Origin of the sequence: uncultured Brachyspira sp., assembly GCF_944390845.1 — a bacterium.
In the GTDB taxonomy this organism is placed as follows: domain Bacteria; phylum Spirochaetota; class Brachyspiria; order Brachyspirales; family Brachyspiraceae; genus Brachyspira; species Brachyspira pulli.
This window is the reverse complement of the sequence record NZ_CALXRM010000006.1, coordinates 42,546-62,624: the sequence shown is the minus strand read 5'-3', so window position 1 is coordinate 62,624 and position 20,079 is coordinate 42,546. Positions and strand designations below refer to the sequence as shown.

The 20,079-nt window shown below is 27.0% G+C and carries 16 protein-coding genes and 1 tRNA gene; 7 read left to right on the top strand and 10 right to left on the bottom strand.

The window, feature by feature from the left end; translation table 11 throughout:
- Nucleotides 1–41: 41 nt before the first annotated feature.
- The 5 genes from Q0K52_RS02315 to Q0K52_RS02295 form a co-directional block, all read right to left on the bottom strand.
- On the bottom strand, nt 42–896 hold the full coding sequence (locus Q0K52_RS02315) for a M23 family metallopeptidase (RefSeq protein WP_297296048.1): 855 nt from the start codon (nt 894–896) through the stop codon (nt 42–44).
- Nucleotides 893–2,068 (bottom strand): hypothetical protein, encoded by a 1,176-nt coding sequence (locus Q0K52_RS02310; protein ID WP_297296046.1) that lies wholly within the window; start codon nt 2,066–2,068, stop codon nt 893–895. Before Q0K52_RS02310 ends, Q0K52_RS02315 begins: the two co-directional genes overlap by 4 nt.
- A 44-nt stretch (nt 2,069–2,112) precedes the next feature.
- Nucleotides 2,113–3,294: a M23 family metallopeptidase gene (locus Q0K52_RS02305; RefSeq protein ID WP_297296044.1), complete on the bottom strand. Its 1,182-nt coding sequence runs from the start codon at nt 3,292–3,294 to the stop codon at nt 2,113–2,115.
- A 73-nt stretch (nt 3,295–3,367) separates the two neighbouring features.
- Nucleotides 3,368–4,057 carry a tetratricopeptide repeat protein gene (locus Q0K52_RS02300; RefSeq protein WP_297296042.1) on the bottom strand — a complete coding sequence of 230 codons (690 nt, stop codon included), beginning with the start codon at nt 4,055–4,057 and terminating at the stop codon, nt 3,368–3,370.
- 137 nt (nt 4,058–4,194) lie between these two features.
- Entirely contained in the window at nt 4,195–4,695 is a 501-nt protein-coding gene (locus Q0K52_RS02295; RefSeq protein ID WP_297296040.1) for an imm68 putative immunity domain-containing protein, read from the bottom strand.
- A gap of 249 nt (nt 4,696–4,944) precedes the next feature.
- On the opposite strand from Q0K52_RS02295, the gene Q0K52_RS02290 reads away from it, so the two are divergent.
- The 3 genes from Q0K52_RS02290 to Q0K52_RS02280 all read left to right on the top strand — a co-directional run bounded on the left by Q0K52_RS02290 (nt 4,945) and on the right by Q0K52_RS02280 (nt 7,851).
- Nucleotides 4,945–5,015 (top strand) — tRNA-Cys (locus tag Q0K52_RS02290).
- A 12-nt stretch (nt 5,016–5,027) separates the two neighbouring features.
- On the top strand, nt 5,028–6,920 hold the full coding sequence (locus Q0K52_RS02285) for a penicillin-binding protein (RefSeq protein ID WP_297296038.1): 1,893 nt from the start codon (nt 5,028–5,030) through the stop codon (nt 6,918–6,920).
- Between the two features lie 28 nt (nt 6,921–6,948).
- Entirely contained in the window at nt 6,949–7,851 is a 903-nt protein-coding gene (locus tag Q0K52_RS02280) for a carbohydrate kinase family protein (RefSeq protein ID WP_297296036.1), read from the top strand.
- A gap of 3 nt (nt 7,852–7,854) precedes the next feature.
- On the opposite strand, the gene Q0K52_RS02275 is transcribed toward Q0K52_RS02280, so the two are convergent.
- The 3 genes from Q0K52_RS02275 to Q0K52_RS02265 are packed head-to-tail and all read right to left on the bottom strand — an operon-like array spanning nt 7,855 to nt 10,306.
- Nucleotides 7,855–8,409, bottom strand: coding sequence for a hypothetical protein (locus Q0K52_RS02275; protein ID WP_297296034.1), 555 nt, complete (start codon nt 8,407–8,409; stop codon nt 7,855–7,857).
- Between the two features lie 27 nt (nt 8,410–8,436).
- Nucleotides 8,437–9,609, bottom strand: coding sequence for a hypothetical protein (locus Q0K52_RS02270; RefSeq protein WP_297296032.1), 1,173 nt, complete (start codon nt 9,607–9,609; stop codon nt 8,437–8,439).
- A 22-nt stretch (nt 9,610–9,631) separates the two neighbouring features.
- A complete protein-coding gene (locus Q0K52_RS02265; RefSeq protein ID WP_297296030.1) occupies nt 9,632–10,306 on the bottom strand; it encodes a bifunctional nuclease family protein in 675 nt (224 codons plus the stop codon).
- Nucleotides 10,307–10,505: 199 nt separating this feature from the next.
- Here Q0K52_RS02265 and Q0K52_RS02260 point away from each other — a divergent pair, with 199 nt between their 5' ends.
- From Q0K52_RS02260 to Q0K52_RS02245, 4 genes are all read left to right on the top strand, one after another.
- On the top strand, nt 10,506–12,266 hold the full coding sequence (locus Q0K52_RS02260; protein WP_297296028.1) for a SpoIVB peptidase S55 domain-containing protein: 1,761 nt from the start codon (nt 10,506–10,508) through the stop codon (nt 12,264–12,266).
- The gene (locus Q0K52_RS02255) at nt 12,253–14,304 is read left to right on the top strand and encodes a sugar-binding protein (RefSeq protein ID WP_297296026.1); all 2,052 of its coding nucleotides are present in this window, start codon (nt 12,253–12,255) and stop codon (nt 14,302–14,304) included. Before Q0K52_RS02260 ends, Q0K52_RS02255 begins: the two co-directional genes overlap by 14 nt.
- A 117-nt stretch (nt 14,305–14,421) precedes the next feature.
- Nucleotides 14,422–15,891, top strand: coding sequence for a phosphotransferase (locus Q0K52_RS02250; protein ID WP_297296024.1), 1,470 nt, complete (start codon nt 14,422–14,424; stop codon nt 15,889–15,891).
- A 9-nt stretch (nt 15,892–15,900) separates the two neighbouring features.
- A complete protein-coding gene (locus Q0K52_RS02245) occupies nt 15,901–16,794 on the top strand; it encodes a DMT family transporter (RefSeq protein WP_297296022.1) in 894 nt (297 codons plus the stop codon).
- Here Q0K52_RS02245 and Q0K52_RS02240 read toward each other — a convergent pair.
- Nucleotides 16,789–17,409: an N-acetyltransferase gene (locus tag Q0K52_RS02240; protein WP_297296019.1), complete on the bottom strand. Its 621-nt coding sequence runs from the start codon at nt 17,407–17,409 to the stop codon at nt 16,789–16,791. The genes Q0K52_RS02245 and Q0K52_RS02240 overlap by 6 nt on opposite strands.
- A gap of 11 nt (nt 17,410–17,420) precedes the next feature.
- Nucleotides 17,421–19,961 carry a helicase C-terminal domain-containing protein gene (locus Q0K52_RS02235; protein ID WP_367270949.1) on the bottom strand — a complete coding sequence of 847 codons (2,541 nt, stop codon included), beginning with the start codon at nt 19,959–19,961 and terminating at the stop codon, nt 17,421–17,423.
- Nucleotides 19,962–20,079 lie beyond the last annotated feature (118 nt).

Below are 20,079 nucleotides of genomic sequence, written 5' to 3'. Positions count from 1 at the left end.
TTATATAATATTATAATAATTAGTCAAGATGAAAAATATAGTTAATAAAAATTAACTGTTCTTGTTAACACTACGGTTTTATTGTCAAAATCTGTAACTTCTGCTTTGAATGTATATTTTCCTCTTTTAGGAGTAAAGACACCGCCTCTATAGAAATGTGAATCTACACCATATACTTCTTCAAAAGTATAATTTGGGGATATATAATATACATTATCCCTTTTTATAAAATATGTGAAATCATAATCTCTTACTAATTCATTATTCATAAATATTTTTACTCTTTTAAGCCCCATAGGTATGCTTCCAAGTAAGTCATAAGCTTTTACGAATAATTTTATTTCTCCGTTGTAACTCATAGGCATTTTGTCTTTTATTTGTATAAGTCTGTTTTCAGTTCTCAAATAAATTCCATGTATTAATGGTGCCTGAGTTGAACCTTTACTTATAGATAAATATTCTAAAGGGTCTACTACTAATCCTTCTTTCATATTTTCTATTGTTAAATGTAAATGTGCTCCTCCAGATCTTCCGCTGTTTCCTGTAAGAGCAATAACATTTTTTTCTGTTACTTTAGCATAGGATTTTTCTATAGTACCTGGTTCTATATGATAATAATAGCTTCTTAAATTATCAGGGTGTTCTATCATAACCACATTTCCAACACCATAAAGAGGTCTTGTAGGGTCTTCTTCTTCATCTATATAATAAACTATTTCTCCGTCTTTAACAGGATATATTTCCATTCTATTTCCGCCGAAATCTACTCCGTTATGAAAGTGGTCTGTTCTGAATTCTCCGAATGTACTTGTTATTCTAATTCTATTAGGGTCTACAGGTACTCTTGCAAATAAAAATGATGATATTATAAATAATAGTAATATATATTTTTTCATAGTTTAACCCTCTTGTATGTATAAATCATTTTGTCGCTTACAATCATATATTCATTTTCTAAATTAGATATATCAAGATTGTATACCCAGCCATCTAAATATTTTTCAAAAACAATCTCTTTTAAATTATTGTCATATATCAATACAACACTTTTAGCATCTTTTGAAACACTCATAATTGTAGAATTAGTTTCACTATTTAATTTCATATTGATAGCATTCTGCATATTATATTTTTCCAAATTAATTCTGTCAATTTCTTTTCCCTTATTCAAAGTGTATAATACAATATCTCTGTCAGCAAGCATATAGGCAAACATAGATTTTTCACTTACATAACTAGATACATGGCGTCTTCTATTAAGTCCAGTATCCAAGTACCACATAGTGCTTCCATTAGCATCATAAAGAGTCATATATTCAGGTCTTATTCCGCTAACAGATAAAGCAAAACTTCCATATTCACTTATAGCAACTGATTTTACTATATTTATTTCGCTTAATATAGTGGATATTGCAAAACTTAAATTTCCGTTTCTGTTTATATATGCGATATCGCCGCTTGAAAATCCAGCTATATAATCTCCTGTGTTAAGGGCAAAAGCTCCGTCAGTAATAATTTCTCCGTATTGAATATGTTTGCTTAATGGGTTATTGTTAAAGTCAAACATTTGTATCTTTGAATTATCGCTTGAGTGATATACTATTCTTTCAGCATAAGGTGCCATTTCCGGATATATAGAAGTATTAGTACGCCATATAATAATTCCCATATTATTATAAGCATCTATATAATTACCGTATCTTTTGTATATGATGAAATTTTGATTATTGGCACTTGCTAATTCTCCTTTCATTAAATTTGTACTGTAAATTGTATCTCCATTAAAGTCAAAGTAATGTACTATTCCTTCCGGCTTTGTGAAAAAATTATGTTTGAATATGCCGTCAATATTGAAATTATCATCATGAGAAGGAGGTTCAATAGATGTAGTTTCTTTATGCCAAACATTTACAGTATTATATTCTTCATTTAATCTGTTTGTACCAAAAAAGAATATAAATAAAATTATTAAAACAACAGCAGTTATAATAGTTAAATATCTAATAAATAAAGGTTCTATTTTATGTATATTTTCTAATTCTATTATTGATTTTTCTCTTATCTGCATTACTATTTTATACTCTCTTTATAATAAAAAAATGAATATATGAATTATTTTATTTGTGTGAGAACTTTTGTATTAAAAGAAACAGGCTTTTCTAAAATACTTAAAGGATCGAAAGTCATATTTCCAGCTCTCATTTCCCAGTGACAATGAGGACCAGTAGACATTCCAGTAGAACCTATTAATCCTATAACTTCACCTTTTTTTACATACTGTCCTTCTTTTGCTATTAATTTAGACATATGGAAATATGAACTATATACACCTTCGCCATGATCTATAACAACACAATTTCCTCTTACGAATAATTCTCTTGATACTCTTACAACTCCGTTATTTGCTGCTATTATTGGAGTGCCGTTTGTATTTGCTATATCAAAGCCTTGATGATATCTGGCATAGTCTTTAGTGTATCCTCTAAAAGCACCAAATCCAGAAGAATATCTTCCTTGAGAAGGCATTATATAAACTTTATCAGCATAATTTGTTGGTGTGTAGCTTATATATACATTACCGTTTAATAATTCTTTTTCTTCTCTAGATTTTTTAGGGTTACTTATTATATTTTTCATTGTTGCAGTAACGCCTGGAATTTGTTTTGGTTTTGGAGGTGGCGGAGTAAAGTCTAATTTTATATCTATTGATACTTTAAGAAGTGTTTTATCTTTTAATTCTATATCTGATACGAATTTATATTTTTCATCTTGTGCACCTACATATATTCCAAATATGCTTTTATATACTTTCATGTTTCTGTCAGCATTTTTTACTTCAAAGAATTTTACTATAGGTCTTGCACTGCCAAGAAGTTTAGAATTTTCTATTTTTATTTCATCTTTAGAAGCTATAAATATTGTTGATACTTTTCCGGCATAAAAAGGAAATGGATCAGCATATATTTTTATATCTTCATCATAATTTTGAAAATCTTTTAAAGATTGAAAATTTTTATCTTTTATATATAAAGCTCCGTTTATAAGTTCTACTTCATTAGTATTGATTTTTACCTTAGTGTTTGGAGCAATGTAGTAATATTTATCATCTATATTTATTTCAATAAAAGCATTCTTCTTTGTTTCTAATATATCTTTATCATATCCCTTATCTGATGAATTAAGATTAACGGTTTTTCCATCTCTAGTGATTGTTATATTTCCTGAATACTGAAAATTATAATCGGCGTATAAAGATATAGAAACTAAAAATATAATTGTAATAATATATTTCATAAAACTCCCTCTATTATATTTTATGTAATTATACTTTATTAAAATAAAGAATATTTTTTGTGTATATATTAAATCATTTTTTATATGATGCTTGATCTAATTTCAATAAATGATCTTTAATATCCCTATTAGTAGGAGCAAGTTCAAAGGCTTTAGTTAAGAATTCTTTAGCATGCTCTAAATCATTTTTTTTGAGGAAAGCCCAGCCTAGAGAATCTAAATATGCAGGATTATTAGGGTCTATTGATACAGCTTTTTTTATTTCTTCTATACCTTCATCAATGTTGGTTTCTGTATCTGCCAAAATAAATCCTAATGAGTTTCTTGCATTTGCACTTTTAGGGTCAAGATTAACAGCTTTTTTCAAATGTTCTATAGCTTTTCTTATGTTTCCTTTTTTATAATATACATATCCTAAAGCAGCATGTATTTGAGTATTTTCAACTCCAGATGATAAGGCATCAATTAATTCAAATTCTGCAAGGTCATACATTTCTTTTACAGCATAAATATATCCAACTATTATATGAGCCTGCATAAGTCTTAAAGGGTTGTCTAAGCGTCTCATTATTTTATCAAATACTTGTAGAGTATTATCGTAATCTTGAATTTGTGCATAGGCTAATGCTAAATGATATCCAGATTCAACATCATTTCTTTCTGAGAATATTTTTTCTAATGAGTCTATTGCCTCTTTATAGTTTTCATTTCTAAAAAATTTTATACCATCTTCTAATTTGCTTCTGCTAGAGCCTATACTCATATATACTCCTACTATATATTTGATTTAGATATTGTATATTTATAATATAAAAATCTCAATATATTTTAAATAAAACTTCTATAAAAAAATTATGTAAAGTTATTAATATTTTTTTTATTTATTTTTTATCAATATTATTAATATGTAAATTTTGACATTTCTATTGCTATATATTTTGTATTTTCAGCAATATAATTAATAGTTTCATTATCACATATATCGGCTAAATCATACTTAGAACCATTAACAGAAAAGTCATTTAATATATTTATAAATAATTCTATATCTTCTTTATCAGCATTTATTGATATATATTTATCTTTTTCAGAATTACTATATAAATCTTTTAAATATATTTTTTTGTTATGAATACATTCTAAAATTAATACTGATAAATCTAATATTAAATCTATTACTATATCTATATTATGTTCAATACCATTACAAACATATTTTATATCTTTACTTTCTCTAAAAGAATCAACTTCTATTTGAGAATATTCATTGTATATATTAAAGTCAGTAAATATTTGCTTAACGCTATATTGAGTATCATCATTTTCATTAAAATAATCTAATAATACTAATGAGTCATCACAGTCGCCGAAATATTCTCCCCATAACTTATCTATATACATATTATTCCTTTTGTTATAAGTAATTTTAACGCCTATATTATATAAGAAATATATTATTTGTAAAGTTAATTAATGTATAAATATAATTCAATTTTATTTAATTAAATAAAAATATCTTTAATTTATAACTTGAGTATGTAAATATTAAATAGTATTGCAGATTAAAATTGGTATTTTCTTATTAAATTAAATTGTTAACATATTGACTTTTTATTTGTTTTAGTATAAGATTACTACATCTAAAAATATGGCGGCGTCGCCAAGTGGTAAGGCAGGAGTCTGCAAAACTCTTATCATCGGTTCAAATCCGTTCGCCGCCTCATTTTCTAATTATGAATGAAATTCGAATAAAAAAGTTATATTTATTTCTCGTATGTTTTGTTATAGTAACTATTGCTATTCTTTTCAGACTTTTTAATCTTACAGTTAAAGACAGAAAATCATTAAGTTCATTAGACGGTTTAGATAAACCAAGAGGAACTATATATGATTCAAAAATGCATCCTCTAACTATTAATATACCAGCTTATACAATTTATCTTGATACTGAATCTGTTTCTTTAGATGGTAATGAAGATACTGATATTAATGAAGCTTATACAAAGATTTTTAGTATTATTGGTATTACTAAAGAAAAATTTACAGATTTGCTTTCTACAAAAAGAAGAACTATAAGACTAGCCCAAAATATTAATTTGGATTCATATAAAAAAATAAAAGAAATAAAAGATAAATATACTGTAAGAAGTATTTATGGAATAGAAAGTTATAAAAGATTTTATCCTTATAAAGATGTTTTTGCTCATGTTATAGGTTATATGAATAGAACTGAAACAGAAGGTTATGCAGGTCTTGAGGCAACTTATGAAGCAATACTTTCTTCAGAGAATGATAATCCTAAGGATATAGTATTAACTTTAGACAGAGATGTTCAAAATATAGTACGTAATGAAGTATTGAAAACAGTTGCTGAGAAATCTCCTCAATCTGTTACAGTTATAGTATCAGATGTAAATACTGGGGCAATAATAGCTAATTATTCTTATCCTTCTTTTGATCCTAATAATCCTTTTGTTTATGTTAATAATGAAAGAATGGACAGAAGTATAATGAGTACTATATATCCGGGAAGTACTATGAAAATATTTGCAGAACTTGCCGCAATAGAGCAGGGAGTTGTAAATAGCGATGAGGTATTTCATTGTAAAGGATATTATGATTACAGCAGACAGACACGCATACACTGTGATTATCCTCATGGAGATGTAGCTTTCAATGATATATTAAAATACAGTTGTAACTATGCTATTGTTACTATAGCAGAAAGAATAGACAAGCAATTTTTTTATGATTATTTAAAGAGATTTGGTTTCGGAGAGCCTACAGGTGTCGGACCTTATAAAAATGAATGGAGCGGAATATATCACCCATTAAATAAATGGCATAGATTTTCAAGAGGTTATTTAGCTATAGGTTACGATTTGAGTGTTACTCCTATGCAGATAGCTGCTTCTTATTTACCATTATTGAATGGCGGTTGGAAAGTTCCTATGCATGTAGTTGATTCATTATACGATGGAATAGAAAAAATAAGCGTTACAAATAGATTGAAAAAAACTAGAATTATTGATGAACAGTACTCGCAAATAGCAAGGGTTCTTCTTAGAAAAGGTGTTGAGTCTGGTTCTACAGGACATAGGGCTAATTTGCTTAATATAGATGTTGTAGGAAAAACTGGTACTGCTATAACAGAAGTTTATAGGGGAAATGACAGCGATAAGCCGGAAAAATATTATCAGTCCATATTTGTTGGAGGCTTTCCTCTTGAAGATCCTAAAATATCAATACTTGTTTTGCTTGATGACCCTTTAGGTTCTGGAAGCAGAGCAGCTGGAAGAGTAGCAGCTCCTCTTTTTGCTAAAATTGCTAATCAAATTATACCTTATTTGGGATTGGTTGACGGAGAAATATACTCAATAAATACAAATGACTTTTTATCTTTAGTTCCTGCACCTAGTAATACTACTAATAATATAATGCCTAATATAACAGGTCTTTCTTTAAGAGATGCTTTGAATAATATATCTTATATTGTATCTAATAATAATGCTAAAATAGCTATACAGGGTGAAGGATATGTGTCTGAATTTTCTCCTCAGGCTGGAACTTCTATAACAAATAATTCTGTGATAAGATTATTATTAAAAGCACCATTAAGTGAATGATAATTATTATTTTTTTGGAGTTTTTTTTATGAATAATATACTTAATTTCGGTGAACTTTTATATGATGTATATGATAATGTTTCAGTGATAGGAGGGGCACCTTTTAATTACTCATTACAGTTATCAAGACTTATAGATAACGGAGATAAGTTAAGATTTATTACAGCATTAGGTAATGATGATTATTCAAAAGATGCTATTAATTTTATAAATAATGAGAATATAGATTCTTCATTAATTGAAATATTAGATAATTATGAAACAGGTAAAGCTACTGTATTTCTTAATGAGAAAAAAGTTCCTGATTATATAATACATGAAAATGTTGCTTGGGATAATATAGAATATAATGAAAATATTGAAAAAGCTTTAGAAGAAAAGTATGATATGTTCTATTTTAATATACTTTCTCAAAGAAATGAAAAATCATACAGTACATTGAAAAAAATATTTAAAAACATAGATTCTAAATATAAAGTATGCGATGTTACTTTTAGAAAGAATTACTATACAAAAGATAAAATAAAAGAGTCTTTAGAATTTGTTAATATATTAAAAATTAATGATGACGAGCTTGCTGTTATAAAAGAGCTTTTCTATCCTTCTTTAGAAAATGATAATGAAACTTTATTAAAAGCAATTAACAAAGATTTTAATATTGATTATATATTTCTTACTCTTGGGGCAAAAGGAGCAAGCGTATTACATAATGATGAATATATATTTAATCCATCAAATAAAGTAAATGTTATTGATACAGTTGGGGCCGGAGATAGTTTCTGTGCTGCTTTGAGCTATGCTATACTTAAAAATCTTGATGTAAATAATGTATTAAAATTTGCTTCAAGTGTTTCAGAAGAAATGGTGCAGGTAAAAGGCGGTACTGCAAAATATGATACTAAAAAAGTTAAATCTAAATTCGGTTTATAATATTTAGGTTCTTCCAGTATAATATTTGAACTTTTCTTTAGTTAGAAATCTTAAAGAGGTGAATTTACCTGTATATTGTTCATTAGTTATGATAGTCCATCTTATATTATCATAGAATTCTTGCAGGTTATTTTGCAGCATGTTATCTATATATGCAGATGGATATTTTGAAATATATTGGTAGATTTGCCTATTTATTAATAAAGTTATGAATTTTTTAGGCGGAGTATTATAGGCAAGTAATGCTTTTTGTATTCTAATGTTTTGATTTATAGACATTTTTTCTTCTTGAGTTTTTGCCTCTTTTTCTCTTTTTTCTAAGTCAGTTAATGTCTTTTGAATATTATATATATTATTACTATATATGCTTTTACCTTCATCAGTAAAAATATAATTAGCATCTATATAAAAAGTATATTCTTTATTGTCTGATGATAAAAGTTTATCAAATTTTTCTATTATTCTAAATTTAATATTTAGATTATAATTAAATGTATTTTGCGAATATAGTAAAATACTAGGTAAAATTAATAATAACAATGTAAAATATTTTATCATATACTATTATTCGGAATTATTTTTTTATTATTTTGGGATAGATGATAATAATCTCATAAAATCTTTATCATTTGGGAACAATTTTAAAGCTTCTTCAGATATATCATTGGCATTATTATATCTTCTTTCATTATATTCAGTAACAGCATAATTGTAATATGAAACTTTCAAATTATTTCTTAATACTTTAGCATCATCACCTATATCAGCAATACCAAGTTTGTATGTTTGTATAGCATTTGGATAATCTTTTTGACTTAAATATGATGTGCCTATTGTATTATAATAATGTATTCTATTATTTTTTGTCATAGGATTTGAAGGATCAAATGCAAATGCTTCTCCTAATGTTTTATATGCTGCTTCATAATTATTTCTTTTTAAATAATCTAAAGCTAATCTATTATAAGCATTAACTAGATTATTATTATACATTTTTGTATTTGGTGATAGATAATAAGCTTTTTTGGCCATTACTAATTGTTTTTCCAAATCTTTTTCAATTTTTTTTAATGATATGGAATTAGGGTATAAAGTTGCTATTAAAGTAAAAATATCTACTTCATTTCTATCTCTATAATTTCCTTGAGGCACAAATGTAACTATTGTAGAATTTCCAGTATTTCTTATTTCCTTTTGTCCCGGATTAAATCCTCTTGATATAGTTGTTTCCACATCTATTTTTCCCTGATCTGTATATACTGTACAAAAAGAATGGCTAGATGTTAATACACCTGTAACTTTAAATCCGAATTCGCTATATAGTAAAGAGTATAATATACTTGAAGATAAACAATTATATTCTCCTTTATATATTAAATCTTGGAATAGGGTAGATGTTTCAAAATACTGCTTTAAAACTCCGCTGGAATATAGCCAATTTAATAATCTTTTACCAAAATCATAAGCACCTTCTTTAGTATATTGAGATAATTCTTTTTTGGCAAGATTTCTTATTTCATCTAATTTTCCTCTGAAAAAATCGAATTCATCTTTATCTGTAATACCAGATGCAATTATGAAACCATCATAATGTATTTCTAAATCATTAGTTTCACCATTATCTATTTTTGTAAAGAAGTCATATTCCAATTCAGTAAGTTCGTCTGCATCAAATCTTATTTTATCAGATGGTTTAGCATATATTATTGAATATGAAACAAATATAAGAAATAAAAGTATTTTAATATAGCTTTTCATATAACCTCTAAAGTTATAAAAATTATTCAGTTAAATTATCAAGTTCATCTCTGTATCTGGCAGCATCTTCATATCTTTCTTCTCTTACTGCCTGATCCAATAATCTTTGTAATTCTTCCTTGTTTTTTTTGCCGCTATCTTTAATACTTTGATTATTTTGATTTATATTATTATTGTTATTATTTTCTTCAGGTTCTCTCTTTAAGAAAATATTTTCACTTCCGCTTTCTTTCAATTCTTCTCTATCAAATCTTTGATATGTGAAAGGTATACTGTCTTTTACTTTCATTAAAGTATCATTTTCTTCTAATACTATTCCTGCTTTATCTACAACATGTTCTTCTATAAATATAGGAGCTCTGCATTTAAGAGAAAGAGCTATAGCATCAGAAGGTCTTGAATCAATAAATATATTTTTTCCATTATGTTCAATAACTAATTTGGCAAAGAATGTATCTATATGTACATTATCTATTATAACATTTATAAGTCTTATATTACAATTTTCAAATATACTTCCTACTATATCATGTGTAAGAGGTCTTTCAATTTTATATCCTATAAGACTTGACATTATAGACTGAGCCTCTAAATATGCTATAGATATAGGGACAACTTTATCAGACTTTTCTGGTTTTAATATAACAACAAAACCTTTATCTGTTATTGCTAAATTAAGTATTTTTGCTTCTACCACTTTATAAACCTCGTTTTTAAACCTATTACTTATATTTACTTACTATAATATTAATATATATATATTATTTGTCAAGGTAAATTTTATTTAATATTCTACTTGTCGATAATTAAAAATTATTATATTATAATATTTTACTATTTATATTGAAATATAGTTTAATAAAAGTTATAATCACTTTAAAATATAATTTATAAATATGGAATCTATGAGAAAGAAAATATTTTTTATTTTAGTATTAACAATATTTTTCACATTTAATTTGTTAGCACAGTCAACTGAAGATTTACCTCCTTTGCCTCCCGAAAATCCGGAGGTTATTCCTATGAGTGAAATACATGAAGGAATGGAAGGAGTAGGATATACCGTTATACATGGTACTAATGTACAGCCTTTTAAAGTTAGGGTATTATCTATCTTGAAAAAAAGATGGCATAATAGTGATGCTATACTTATACAGTGTGAAGGATTAAATTTAGAGCATTCAGGTACTGTAGCAGGTATGAGCGGTTCGCCTATATATTTTGATGGTAAAATAGCTGGTGCTTTAGCTTTTGGTTGGAATTATGCAAAGGATCCTATAGCCGGAGTTACTCCTATAGAAGAAATGTATAAACTATATGAAGATACTAATACCAAAGCTCCTGCCTTAGGTTTTGCTGATGATAATTCGCTTCAGACACCTCTTATATTCTCAGGTATAAGCAGCAAGGCTTTTAATGAATATTCTTCTTCATTTAAGAAAAGCGGTTTTTATCCTATGCAGGCAGGCGGTTCAGTTTCAGACACTAATCAAGCTAGTAAATTCTTGTTTGGTGATTCTGTTGCTATAGTTATGGCTGACGGTGATGTTTCTCTTGCTGGAATAGGTACAGTTTCACATACAGATGATGAAAAATTCTTACTTTTCGGTCACTCAATGTGGTCTAAGGGAAGATTAAGAGCTCCGGTATCAAGGGCATATATAAATCATATAGTTGCATCAGTTGATTCTTCATTTAAATTGGGTGCTGCTTATTCTAATTATTTAGGATATACAGTTTATGACGGTGTATTTGGTGTTTCCGGAGTTTATGGGGAAGTACCTGAAAATACTATGGTTCCAGTAAAACTGGAAATAGAAGATCAAACATTCCTTACTAGAGATTATAATTTTAGAGTATTAAATGATCCTACATATTTTACAGATATACTTTCTATGGCTATATACAGTGCTATCAGTTCTACAGCCGGCGGAGATGAAGAAGGTGTATTCAGTATTAGTTATGAAATAGAAACTGATTATTTTGCTGAACCTTATAAAGTAACTGATAAAATATTAGCTTATTCTTCTACTGATGCTTTTAAATCAGCTATAGAACAATTAATATCTCCTATTGATTTCTTCATTTATAATAATTTCAATAGAGTAGGCATAAAATCAGTAAAATTGTCTATAAAAAGAAATAATCTTGAATATGCTTTCTTAAATGATATTACTTTAGTAGAGCCTAGAGCAGTTGCTGGTGAAACTATACATTTAAGAGTAGGTGTTACTCCTTATGGAAAGGAAAAACAATACATAGATATACCGGTTAAACTTCCTGTTAATTTGAAAACAGATGTTTACAGTATTTATGCTGCTAATGAGTATATCTATTACTATGCAGAAAAATTGTTTATGCCTAGTAAATATGAAATAAGAAGTTTAGATGATGTAATGCGTATATATGGAAAGAGTTATGATGATAGTGCTTTGAAAGTATGGCTTTATTCATCATCAAGAGGTGTTCAAATAGGAAAGGATTCATTTCCAACACTTCCTCCATCTAAATACGGTATAATGGCAAAAAATGCTACATCTGATAAAGCTGCTGTTATTACTGCTATAAATGGAAATTATAAAATGCCATGTTCTATACTTGGATTAATGAAAATAGATATAATAATTGAAGGGGCTAGAAAATATGAAAATCGCTAAGATTGTTTTTATACTGCAATTAATATTTGTATTAACTTCTGCTAATGTTTTTGGTGTTGTTACTAGAACATTATCTAGCACAAAAAGAGGTTTTTATGATAATGGTATATATGATGGAATAATGCTTACAGAACAGGGCAGTTTAACTTTAGCTCCTGTTATAGAGCAAAATGGTTCTATTAATGGAAAAGATATTTGGAAAATCTATCCTGCTAATGACGGAACTATGTTTGCTGCTATAAGCGGAACAGGTGCAGAATTATATAAAAGAGAAGCTGATTCTACGAATTTCACTTCTTTTGCTGCATTAAGTAATGAAAGTGCTTTTACTGCTGTTATTAGTGATAGTGCCGGCAATGTATATGCTGCTACTGGTCCTTATGCTAAAATTATTAAATATGACAGTCAAGGAAATGAGATTTGGAGTAAAACTTTAGATGACACTTATGTATGGGATATGAAGTTTGATAACAATGGTAATTTATTTGCTGCTGCAGGCGGTAATAATGCCAGAGTATTGAAAATTACATCTGATGGAGATATTAAAGAAATATTAAAAACAGATGAACAGCATGCTATGTCATTATATTTTGATTCTAAAAATCATAAACTTTATGTAGGAACTGCAGGCAGAGGTCTTGTATTATGCATAGATTTGGCTACTAATTTAGAAAATCCTTCTCATAAAGTAGTTTATGATACTGCTGAAAATGAAGTTTATGCTATTACTATGGATAATATAGGTAATTTATATTTCGGCACAGCTACTAGAGAACCTGCTTATTTAATGCTTCCTTCTATAATAGATGGAGATAAAAGACCTAATGAAAGTGATAAAGAATTTAGAAATTCATTATATAAAGCTGATACTAATGGAACTGTTCAAAGATTATTCTTCTTAAACCAAACATTAGTTTTAGCATTAAGCAGTGATAAAAATAATAATGTATATTTTGTTACTGGAGATACTGCTGATATATATAAGATAAATGGAAATGACGGACTTCTATCTTATATAGGCGGATTGAAAAATAAAATACTTTCTACATTTGCTGTTAATGAAGATGGACTTTATTTTGCTATATCAAAAACAGGCGAAATATACAAAATAAAACATGGATATCCAACTCAAGGAAGCTTTACAAGCGATACACTTGATTTAAAACTTTTAAGTAAATTAGGAAGTTTAAATACTATGACTACTATTCCAGATGGTGCAAATGTAACTGTTGAAGTTAGAACTGGAAATGTGGCTAGAGTAGATAATACTTGGAGTGATTTTGCTCCAGTTGATGCTAATGGAAAAGTAAATGTTCCAAACGGCCGATTCATGCAATTTAAAGTTACAATGGAAACTACTGATGAAGAATTAACACCAGTATTGAATTCTATGGATTTTACTTATGTTGAAAACAATTTAGAACCTGAAGTTTTGAATGGCGGACTTACTACTAGATATCGTCAGCAAAATGATTCTTCTGAAACTGCTAAAAGTCCTCAGCTTGAAGAAAATGAAGCTATGGTATATTGGAAAGGTTCTGATCCTAATGGTGATAAACTTATATATGATTTAGAGTATAGATTAAAAGGTGAAAAAAATTATAGAAAATTAGCTAGTAATTTAGAAACATCATATTATAAATTTAATGCTTATTTAATGCCTTCTGGTATTTATGATTTCAAAATAACTGCAAGTGATAAATATGATAACCCAGTTGGAGAGATAAAAACAAAAACTTTAGAGGTGTTTAATGTAAAATATGATAATGATCCTCCGGAAGTTCTTGATTTTAATGTTTCTGGTGATGGTGCTAATAGACGAATTACTTTCAGAGTAGAAGATAAATTATCTTTTATTAAAACTGTTAGATATTCTACTATAACAGGAGAATGGAGATATATTGTTCCAGATGATAAATTATTAGATTCTATGAATGAAACATTCTCAATTACTATAGATGAGCCTGATGCTGGTTCTGTAACTATTGAAGTAATTGATGCAGACGGTAATATTAAATATTATTCTTTTTTGATATAATTTTATAAATTAAATGTTATTGAGATAGTGAATTTATATTTACTATCTCTTTTTTATTTGTATATAATTAAATAAATAAAATATATTATCTGATATATAAAAAATGGCGGAGGTAAAATGAAGGCTATAATACTTGCAGATTCGAGAACTTTAAAACTTACTCCTTTCAGTCTTGTTAAACCAGTAGCATTATTAAAAATAAATGGGAAAACAATATTAGAAAATATGATTAATATTTTAAAAAAAGAAAACGTTGATGATATAACTGTTGTTACTGGATACAAACATGAATTATTTGATGAATACAAAACAAAATTAGGTTTTAAAAATGTAGTACATAAAGATTATTATACCAAAAATACAAGTGACTCATTAAAATTGGTTATAGATGAAATAGAAAAGGGTACAATAATACTTAATGGAGATATGTTTTTAGAGGATAACTTTTTTAAATATATTAGACCTGATATATCGCAATTCTTATCACAAAAAATAATAGATAATGCTGTTTCATTTGGTTATATATCTGATAGAAATTCAAAGCTTGTTGATATAGATGCCAATGCTACAAATGGATATGGAGATGGTATTGCTATATTAGATAATGAAGAAGATATTGAGATTTTGAAAAATGAACTTATGAATACACCTGATTATGATGCTTGGGAGTATTGCATATTAAATTCTATTGATAAAATAAATTTTTATGTTTTTGATCATGATAATCTTTATACAAGAATTAATTCTTTTGGAGATGCTTTATATCATGATAATTTACTTACACCAAAGGAATTAGCAGAGCAATGTTCTGATAATGATAGAGCAGAAAAACTTGGCGGAATTACAAATATTAATTATAAAATAAAATTCTTGGGTCAGGATAAAGTTATAAGAATACCTGGAAAAGGAACAGAATGTATAATAGATAGAAATGCTGAAAAGAAAATTTTGAATATTATATACGATAAAGATATAGTTCCTAAAAGTGAATTTTATGACAGTGATTTAAAATTAACTGATTTTTTAAAAGGATATAGAAATTTAGAATTCCATGATATAAAAAATGATTTTGATGTTGTTCTGCCTCTTATAATAGAACAGATGAAAAAATTGCATTCATTAAAACATGAGGATTTTGAATCTTTTAAAACAATTTCAATAGTTGAACAAATAAATAATTATGAAAGACTTGCAAAAATTCAATTAGTTACAAGATTAGAACATAAATTTATACTTGATTTAGCCAGAAAGATAGATAATTCACCGAAAGTATTATGTCATATGGATTTGCAGCTGCCTAATATAATGTATAATGGTAAAGATATAAAGTTTGTTGATTTTGAATATGCAGGATTTTCTTCTATTATTTGGGAGCTTGGTAATTTTACTGCAGAATTAGAATTGAATCAAAAACAGATAGAGAAAGTTATAAATTTATATGGCGGTATTACTTATCGTGAAATTATGATAGGACAATTGATATCTAATTATGTATGGGCTTTATGGGGGTGGATTTGCGATCATATATCATTAGGAAGAAATTATTTAAGCAGGTTTCATGCTAATATGAATATTTTTAATGATTAAATGATTTTTATGAAATATAATAAACAAAATTTGTTAGGTCATAGTTTAGCTTTTATAAGTGTTTTTATTTGGTCAGCACTTTATGTTTCCACAAAAATATTATTAGAATATTTTAATGCATTTGAATTATTATTTTTACAATTTATTATAGGCTATATTTTTCTTTTTATTATTAAACCTAAAAGACTTATATTAGAAGATAAAAAAGATGAAATGTATTTTATTATTTGCGGTCTTTTCGGTATTACAATATACAATTTATTTTTGAATATTGCTATAGATTATTCTTTAGCCTCTAATGTTAGTGTTATAATTGCAGCATCTCCTTTATTTACTGCTTTAATTAGTTTTTTATTAAAAATAGAGAAGCCTTATTTCAATTTTTTTATTGGATTTATTGTATCGATAGTTGGTATTATTATAATAACTTTCAATGGAAAAATAGAATTGCAGTTAAAACCTTTAGGAGATATTATGGCTGTAATTTCTAGTATAGGCTGGGCTGTTTATTCGGTATTTATAGTAAAGATTACAGATAAGAAATATGACTTTATATTATCTACTAGAAAGATTATATTTTATGGAATTTTATTTATGATTCCTTCATTTTTCTTTTTTGATTTTAATCCAAATTGGGCGGCATTAAAAAATCCTATAGTATTATTTAATATGCTGTTTGTAGCTATTTTTGCTTCCGGTATATGTTTTATTATATGGAATAAGGCAACAGATTTAATAGGAGTTTTAAAGACTAATGTATATGTTTATTTGACTCCTATAATTACTATAATTATTTCTATAATAGTGCTTAAAGAAAGAATGACTTTTACTGCTTTTATTGGTATAACTTTAACATTGATTGGAGTTATAGTTTCAGAATTAAGATTGAATAAAAAATTATAATTCTTTGTCGTATAAATAAAAATCTATATCGTATTTTTTAGTGAATGGTATTGAGAAATGTTTTTCTTGATTTTTATGCATTCCAAGATGTTCATAAAATTTATAATTACAATAAGTATCAGTATATAAATAAAGATTGTTAATATTATTTTCTTTTAGATAATCATTAAATTGCTGAAAAAGTGCTTTACCTATACCAAGACCTTGACAATCTCTGCTTACTGCAAAAAATGAAAGTTCAGCATCATAATTTTTATTAGTTTCTTTGTATAGATTATTATTTATTGATTTTATTTTTTTATATACCAATAAAGAAATTATACCTTCAATATTCTTTGACATTTTAGATTTTATTTTTTGTATTTGATTTTTGTATAAATCGTTTGTTTTTGAATTTGTTATTTTACCTATTAAAAATCCTACAGGTATTTCATCTTTTAAAGCTATATTAGCGAATGTTGCAGTATTAAGAAATGAATATAAATTTAATTGAGCTGTAAGTTTTGCATTTTTTTCTGATAGTATATTATCGAATCCCCAAGCTTTTATTACAATGTCAGTTAAAATAGGGAAATCATTTTCTATATATTCTCTGTAACTAATATTGTGACTCATAATTTGCTGTTTTAATAATCAAAAAAATTATTCATATCTTTAAATATTTCTTTCATGCTTCCTCTTAATAGTGTAGCATTAGGAAGTGATTGAATGAATTGAATTCCGTAATTTTTGGTATATAATCTTCTGTCGAGAACAAATACAACACCTCTGTCATCTTTGCTTCTTATAAGTCTTCCGAATCCTTGTTTGAATTTTATAACTGCAAAAGGTAGGGCATAATCTAAAAATGCATTGCCGCCATTTTCTTCAATGAATCTGTATCTTCCTTCACTTATAGGATCTGTTGGTACTGCAAATGGTAATTTAGGTATTATAACAACTTCTAAATTTTTTCCTGCAACGTCCACACCTTCCCAGAATGAATCAACCCCATAAAGTACATTGTTTGAAGAAGATTTGAACATATCCAATAATGTATGTCTATGTACTGATGCTGTTTGTGCTAATGCATTTATATTTTTCTTTTTTAATTTTTCAGATGTATTTTCATAAACGCTCATTAGAGATGAAAATGAAGTGAATAATATAAATGCTCTGCCTCCAGTGATATCGCATACATCTAATAATATTTTTGATGTGAAGTCATTAAATGTATCGCTTGCTACATCAGGCATATCTGTTGCAATATAAAGCCTTGCATTATCTTCATAATTGAATGGAGATTCCAAATATATTTCTATTTTTTTATTTTTTTCTATAAAATCAAAACCTAATCTATTAGAAAAGAAATTAAAACTTTTTGAAACTGTTAAAGTTGCTGAGTACATTGCAACAGTATCAAATCTTGAATATAAATAGTCATTCAAATTTTTTGCAACTGTAACAGGTGTTAAATGCCAATTAAGTATAAGACTTCCTTTTTTAGTTAGTCTTGTTTCTATCCATCTTATATATTCATCTTTTTTATAATCTATTGCAGCATTTAATGATACTAATTGTCTTTTTAATCTTTCTAAATAGGCATTTGACATCTGTGCTATTTCTTCATAATCAAAGTCTTTTTCTATAGCAATATCAAAAAACTTTTTATATAATTTATCGCAAGTATTTACAAGCGAAGTCATTGATAATACCATTTCTCTGAGAGGTTTTAACCCGTCATTTTTCCAATGAGCTGTACTAACAAGTTCAGGACTTATTCTAAATTTGTAGCCCAATCCTTCTTTTGTTTGTATGTTTTTATGACAATAATTAATAAATTCTTTTGATTTATCATCTACAACATTTTTTAATCTTGCTGTATAATCATGTGCTTTATTTATTAAATCTATTATTTCATCATATTCTGATTTTTCAATTAATGCTTTTTTTTCATTAAGCATAATATTAATGCTTTCTATAACCCCAAGTCTTTTATTCTTTTTTATTCTTGAAATATAGAAAAGTGCTTTTAGTATACCGTTTTTACTTCCTTCATCACCAAAGTAACTGGAAGCAGAATTCTCGAAATTATGTGCCTCATCAATTAAAACTTTTGTGTATCTAGGAAGAAGACTATATCTTCCAGCAGTTTCAGCATATAAAGATAAATCTGCACAAAGTATATGGTGATTGACTATCAATAATTGAGCAGCATTTAATTGTTTACGCATCTTATAAAAATAGCAGTCTTCTAAATATTCACATTTTCTATGTGTGCAGGTATCTGTATCACAGCAAACCATTTCCCATAATTCGCCTTTAGGTTTGTATCCTAAATCTGTGATTGATCCGTCTTTAGTTACATTAAGCCAATTATTTATATCTTCAAAAAAATGTACCTGTTCTTCAAAATCAAATCTGTCTGCATCGTTTAAAGCTTCTTTTACTTTTTTAATGCATACATAATTATTGCGTCCCTTAACTAAAGCGTATTTTACACTAGGAGCAATTCCGCCTATAATAGATGGTATATCTTTTGAAATTATTTGTTCTTGTAAATTTATTGTATTAGTAGATATTACTATTCTGGTTTTATTTTCTTTAAGCCATAAAAGGGCAGGTACTAAATATGCAAAAGATTTTCCAATACCTGTACCAGCTTCTGATATTAAATGTTTATTATTGTTGAATGCTTCTATTGTGGCTTCTACAAGTTCTGTTTGTTCCTGTCTGTATTCATATTTTTTTAATAATTTACTTAATGTTCCATTTTCAGTAAACATATATAAAGCATCTGGAGTATCTATTGTTTTTACATTTTCTGATTTTATAGGCTTTACAACTTCATAATATTCATCAACATCATTATTTACTATATAGAATCCAACTCCTGCATTATTTCCAAGTTCGCTTGCTATTGCTAAATCGGCTCTTGAAGGTGTAAGCTGTCCAGATGGGTGATTATGAATTACAGCATCAAATTCTAATGATAATGATATAATTGCAGGTACAGAGTCTTTATTTCCTCTTGCCATTACTTCTATATAATCAAGTATACCATAAGCATTAAAATTTATTCCAAAATATACTTCATTTCCATAAGCGTCTACTATCGACTTTCTCATAAAATTAATTGCGTCTATGGAAAATACGCTGTCTATTTCTCTTGCATAATTATTACTCATATTAGTATAATAATATAGTATATATCGAAATCTTTGTCAATAATTAAAAAATTATTATTTATATAAAAATGTAATCTAAATATTATTTAATTATAATATTTAGATTACATTTAATGTT

What these genes read in the sequence shown, in the direction of transcription:
- Q0K52_RS02240 (WP_297296019.1), bottom strand. Translation starts at nt 17,409, where the DNA reads ATGAGTCACAATATTAGTTACAGAGAATATATAGAAAATGATTTCCCT.
- Q0K52_RS02280 (WP_297296036.1), top strand. Translation starts at nt 6,949, where the DNA reads ATGAATAATATACTTAATTTCGGTGAACTTTTATATGATGTATATGAT.
- Q0K52_RS02305 (WP_297296044.1), bottom strand. Translation starts at nt 3,294, where the DNA reads ATGAAATATATTATTACAATTATATTTTTAGTTTCTATATCTTTATAC.
- Q0K52_RS02270 (WP_297296032.1), bottom strand. Translation starts at nt 9,609, where the DNA reads ATGAAAAGCTATATTAAAATACTTTTATTTCTTATATTTGTTTCATAT.
- Q0K52_RS02260 (WP_297296028.1), top strand. Translation starts at nt 10,506, where the DNA reads ATGGAATCTATGAGAAAGAAAATATTTTTTATTTTAGTATTAACAATA.
- Q0K52_RS02245 (WP_297296022.1), top strand. Translation starts at nt 15,901, where the DNA reads ATGAAATATAATAAACAAAATTTGTTAGGTCATAGTTTAGCTTTTATA.
- Q0K52_RS02235 (WP_367270949.1), bottom strand. Translation starts at nt 19,961, where the DNA reads ATGAGTAATAATTATGCAAGAGAAATAGACAGCGTATTTTCCATAGAC.
- Q0K52_RS02315 (WP_297296048.1), bottom strand. Translation starts at nt 896, where the DNA reads ATGAAAAAATATATATTACTATTATTTATAATATCATCATTTTTATTT.
- Q0K52_RS02310 (WP_297296046.1), bottom strand. Translation starts at nt 2,068, where the DNA reads ATGCAGATAAGAGAAAAATCAATAATAGAATTAGAAAATATACATAAA.
- Q0K52_RS02255 (WP_297296026.1), top strand. Translation starts at nt 12,253, where the DNA reads ATGAAAATCGCTAAGATTGTTTTTATACTGCAATTAATATTTGTATTA.
- Q0K52_RS02300 (WP_297296042.1), bottom strand. Translation starts at nt 4,057, where the DNA reads ATGAGTATAGGCTCTAGCAGAAGCAAATTAGAAGATGGTATAAAATTT.
- Q0K52_RS02250 (WP_297296024.1), top strand. Translation starts at nt 14,422, where the DNA reads ATGAAGGCTATAATACTTGCAGATTCGAGAACTTTAAAACTTACTCCT.
- Q0K52_RS02285 (WP_297296038.1), top strand. Translation starts at nt 5,028, where the DNA reads ATGAATGAAATTCGAATAAAAAAGTTATATTTATTTCTCGTATGTTTT.
- Q0K52_RS02275 (WP_297296034.1), bottom strand. Translation starts at nt 8,409, where the DNA reads ATGATAAAATATTTTACATTGTTATTATTAATTTTACCTAGTATTTTA.
- Q0K52_RS02295 (WP_297296040.1), bottom strand. Translation starts at nt 4,695, where the DNA reads ATGTATATAGATAAGTTATGGGGAGAATATTTCGGCGACTGTGATGAC.